The sequence below is a fragment of the Streptococcus sp. HMSC062D07 genome, assembly GCF_001814215.1.
In the GTDB taxonomy this organism is placed as follows: Bacteria; Bacillota; Bacilli; order Lactobacillales; family Streptococcaceae; genus Streptococcus; species Streptococcus infantis_I.
This window is the reverse complement of the sequence record NZ_KV815334.1, coordinates 350,754-354,733: the sequence shown is the minus strand read 5'-3', so window position 1 is coordinate 354,733 and position 3,980 is coordinate 350,754. Positions and strand designations below refer to the sequence as shown.

The 3,980-nt window shown below is 33.8% G+C and carries 6 protein-coding genes and 1 pseudogene; 2 read left to right on the top strand and 5 right to left on the bottom strand.

All coding sequences use genetic code 11. The features are described from left to right. The 4 genes and pseudogenes from HMPREF2957_RS08595 to HMPREF2957_RS08575 form a co-directional block, all read right to left on the bottom strand. Positions 1 to 832 (bottom strand): annotated as a pseudogene (locus HMPREF2957_RS08595) (DUF389 domain-containing protein); the annotation flags it as partial. Further along, on the bottom strand, positions 829 to 1,152 hold the full coding sequence (locus tag HMPREF2957_RS08590; protein WP_001253404.1) for a potassium channel family protein: 324 nt from the start codon (positions 1,150 to 1,152) through the stop codon (positions 829 to 831). The gene HMPREF2957_RS08590 and the pseudogene HMPREF2957_RS08595, both read right to left, overlap by 4 nt. 279 nt (positions 1,153 to 1,431) lie before the next feature. Continuing rightward, positions 1,432 to 1,734: a TMEM175 family protein gene (locus tag HMPREF2957_RS08580; RefSeq protein ID WP_004240734.1), complete on the bottom strand. Its 303-nt coding sequence runs from the start codon at positions 1,732 to 1,734 to the stop codon at positions 1,432 to 1,434. A gap of 580 nt (positions 1,735 to 2,314) precedes the next feature. Then, positions 2,315 to 2,815, bottom strand: a complete 501-nt coding sequence (locus HMPREF2957_RS08575; RefSeq protein ID WP_048775675.1) for a hypothetical protein — start codon at positions 2,813 to 2,815, stop codon at positions 2,315 to 2,317. A 147-nt stretch (positions 2,816 to 2,962) separates the two neighbouring features. On the opposite strand from HMPREF2957_RS08575, the gene HMPREF2957_RS08570 reads away from it, so the two are divergent. Both HMPREF2957_RS08570 and HMPREF2957_RS08565 read left to right on the top strand, forming a co-directional pair. Next, complete coding sequence (locus HMPREF2957_RS08570; RefSeq protein WP_000171300.1) at positions 2,963 to 3,151, top strand: hypothetical protein; 189 nt, start codon at positions 2,963 to 2,965, stop codon at positions 3,149 to 3,151. Further along, positions 3,144 to 3,755 (top strand): Fic/DOC family protein, encoded by a 612-nt coding sequence (locus HMPREF2957_RS08565; protein WP_070678972.1) that lies wholly within the window; start codon positions 3,144 to 3,146, stop codon positions 3,753 to 3,755. The genes HMPREF2957_RS08570 and HMPREF2957_RS08565 overlap by 8 nt, the downstream gene beginning before the upstream one ends. A 41-nt stretch (positions 3,756 to 3,796) precedes the next feature. Here HMPREF2957_RS08565 and HMPREF2957_RS09330 read toward each other — a convergent pair. After that, positions 3,797 to 3,980 (bottom strand): hypothetical protein (locus HMPREF2957_RS09330; protein WP_222563413.1); only part of this gene is annotated, 184 nt, incomplete at its 5' end.

Sequence of the window (3,980 nt, the reverse complement as noted above, 5' to 3'; positions counted from 1 at the left end):
TCGGATCTCCAACAACCGTCAAGACCAATTCATTGTTACTTGACTTGTAGACTTGATTAATAACCGTATAATTGGCGAACTCTTTTCCTACAAACTGTTTGATCCCTTCTTTGCGCGCTTGTTCTATTGTCAGAGTAACTGCCGAATAGCTAGCTGGAAGAATCAACAATACAATCAAAGAAATCAAGCCAATTCTCATTTTAATGCTCAGCTCTTTAAATGAAGTTAAAGGAGATTTTCTCATCAAAATTCTTGTTCCAACAATGTTGGCTAGCATGATAAAGACACAGTTGATCAAGAAAAGATAGAGAGCCCCCAATAAAAATCGTACATTCCCATTAGCTAAACCATAGCCAGCAGTACAGATAGGCGGCATCAAAGCTGTAGCAATGGCTACTCCTGGCACGATATTGTTTGCTTCTTTTTTCCTTGAACCGATCACACCAGCAATCCCACCAGCAATAGCAATGAGAACATCCCAAATGGTTGGAGAGGTTCGTGCAATCAACTCGCTACTTGCATAAGATAAGGGAGAAATCCAGAAATACAGAGTCGAGACAAGCAAACTGACCAATACTTGAGTAAATAAAACCTCTAGAGATTGCTTGATTAAACGCGTATCAAAAATAGCTAAACCGAATCCCAGTCCAACAATCGGTGTCATGAGAGGTGAAATTAACATGGCTCCAATAATAACAGCTGTTGAATTCATATTTAGACCGATAGAGGCAATAAAAATTGCACACATCAAAATCGCTGTATCTCTCAATCGAACATGAAGGTCATCGTATAATTTCTAACGGTATTCCCGTGTTGAATAATTGGCAGTCATTTGTCCTCTCCTCTTTCCTTATTTAAATCGGTATAATAATTAATAATAACAGCTGATAAACAGCCAAAAAATATGAGCCCATAAATCGTCAAGAAGACACTGGTAATCCTTCCAATCAAGGTCACAGCTAGGAGATCCCCGTAGCCGACAGTCGTCGAAGTCACAAAAGCATACCAAAGACCGTCTCCGTAATTTGTGATAGCAGGTTCAACTAGGAAAAGCACGCCTCCTGACCCAAAAACAAAGGTCACAAAACTCAGAGCAAACCGAGTAAAACCCGTAACCTGTATAATATGCCATAACATTTTTAAACGTCTCATTTGTTCTCCTTATTCATACTAGCTCCTGACCGAGCCGTTTTTTCCAATAATCAAAGTGAAGATAGGACATGATCTCCATCAGAGAAAGATAGACAAACTGATAGATCTGATTTAAGCTGATTATCAACTGATATTGTTTGAAAAATGACTGGAAGAAAGACCAGATATGACTGTCTTGAATCAGTCCCTTCTTAACATCAGACAGGATATTAGCTAAAGCTCCCAAGGACTGAAACGGTAAATCCTTGACATTTATATAGATCCGGTCCACCACATCATTCAGACTGGTATCTTGGATGGCATGAAATTCTCCAAAGAGAACTCCTGCCGCTCCAAGAGTAGAAACAAATTCCACCAAATAATTTCTGAGGAAATTTTCTCAACCTTTTCCCATAATGTGTTTAGTGCCATCCATAACGATCCCAACCAGAAAAAGGAAAGAAAACAAGCAAAGAAATTTTGCCGTAAATCCCAAAAAGCTTCAAGACTTGGTGTTGTTGGTTTTTCTAACTCTAAAATCAAGATGGTCATAATAATTGCTAGAACAGCATCTGTCAATACAATTAATCTGTCTTTCTTCATCGGATTGCATCCCCTTTCTTTTTTGTAACATTCTATCTTATCGCATAATATTGGATATTCTTTCATAATCCGACTACAAACAAAAATAAACCAAAAAGTCTGTCCCTATTATGCTATATTTAACTCTAGAAGTATTCATCCATCTAATTAATAAATATATCATATTTCACAATAAATGAATACTATCAAAGATTCATCCCCTTTCACTTCATCATTTAGTGTTGCTTAGATTTATCAAAAACAACCAAATTTGTATTAATTTCAAGTATCACCTAGTTACAAAAATTTGGGGTGAACAGAAAAAGCATCCCGTATTTTTGATACGAAATACTTTCAATAAGTTTAAATAAGTTTTAACGTTTACTAAATTGTGATGCTTTACGAGCTTTTTTCAAGCCTGGTTGGAAACATTTTTATTTGAATAAGTTTCAATATCCCCTTAAAATCAATGTTTTCCCACATTTACAGAAAACAGAATTTCATCTAATTTGAATCAATTTCAGTTGAATGGTGTGAATTTTACCCTAAAAATACACAAATTGAGCTAGATTTTACCAAAAAGTTCACACCATTGGTTCAATTATTTTTTGTTACGTACGTTTTTCTTAGATGATAGACTTCCTAATGTATTTCTTATAGCATTTGAGCAAACCTCCGTTAAAGGTTCTCCTATTGCCTCCTTGTAATTAAATCCTAATAGTTGCATAGTCTTTAAAGTATCCTTATTAAGTAAAGCAACCAATTGTTTCATTGAATCTTCTTTCCCATCTTCAACATTAGTAAATGAAGATAGAAGAGAAATAACCCGTTCTAAAGTGTTGTGCAAATACTCAATATCTTTATCATCAATATGTACTTTTTCATATTCTTCTTTATATGCCTGAGCAATTCTGATTGCCTGTTCTCGTTCCGAAAGTAACTCATTTACAATTTCATCATAAGTATTTCGTAATTTATCGGCGTTACGTTCTTCCTTTAATGATTGAATTTTACTATTCACTAGTGTTGTTGTTCCCTTAAATGTTAGAGTTCCCAATTCAATCCCTGCTTTTACTAAAGCTTCTGTAATATATGGCTCTATGCTATACCTCTGTTATTTCTTTTTATAATAAAACCATTTTATCATAAATCTACATTAAACATAATACATCTTATAGTCTCTATCCCTTTAGGTAAAAATACCGATTTTATGGTATAATAAAGGTAACATTATATAAGGAGATGTGACATGACTCTTGATGTAAATAAAGAAGAATTAACAATTTTAGGGATTCCTTTTGATAATTTTTCAGATTTCGATACCGTCTGGTATGCTATTGGATCATCAATGATTGAAAATTATGAACCTACTGTTCAAGATGTGATTGATTTAAAAACTTATGTTGTCAATAGACGAAAGGAATTGAATATTGGTTAAAAATCAATACGAAGGCTATAAGTACATTGACCCTAATCACCAATATACCTATCCAAATTCCACAGTCTTAATCAACAAACAAAATGTTACAAATATTGAAGAAGCCTACCGAAATGAGCATTTATTCGTTACTAGAAGGCTTGCAGACTTGCGCTTGAAAACCATAGAAGTCTACTCCATTAGTGATATTTTAGCCATTCATAAATATTTATTTCAAGATGTCTATTCTTGGGCGGGACAATATCGCAAGGTGAATATCTCAAAAAGCGGGAATCCCTTTATGCCAATACAATCTTTCAATACTGCCCAAGACTATATCAACCATCTTATTCATACCTATTATCAAACTGCTAATTCAAAAAATAAAATTATTAAACAATTAGCAAAAATTCTTGATAATCTCAATTATTTCCATCCCTTTCGAGAAGGAAATGGACGAACTCAACGAGAAGTTATTCGTTCTTTAGCACTATCAAAAGGCTATTCTGCACAAATACGAGTGGAACAAGATGACGAAGTTTACAACCTTTATATGGACGGAACTGTCTATGGAGACTTAGAGAAGTTAGAAGAATTATTTGCTAAAATATTAAAAGAAATATAGGTTGTAATACTTGGTAATTAGAGAAGTTTAATAGTAGGTCGTTACGTTTCATTGGAAACGAAAAAACCTTGATTTAATGCGATTCTTGAAATTTCAAATTTCAATATATTGCAATAAAAATCAACCGAATCACTATCTTTTTTGAAATAAAAATGATGATTCGGATATTTAAAAGAAGAGGAACTGAACTGCACCCCAAAAGTTAGATTTTTTCTGTCTAACTTT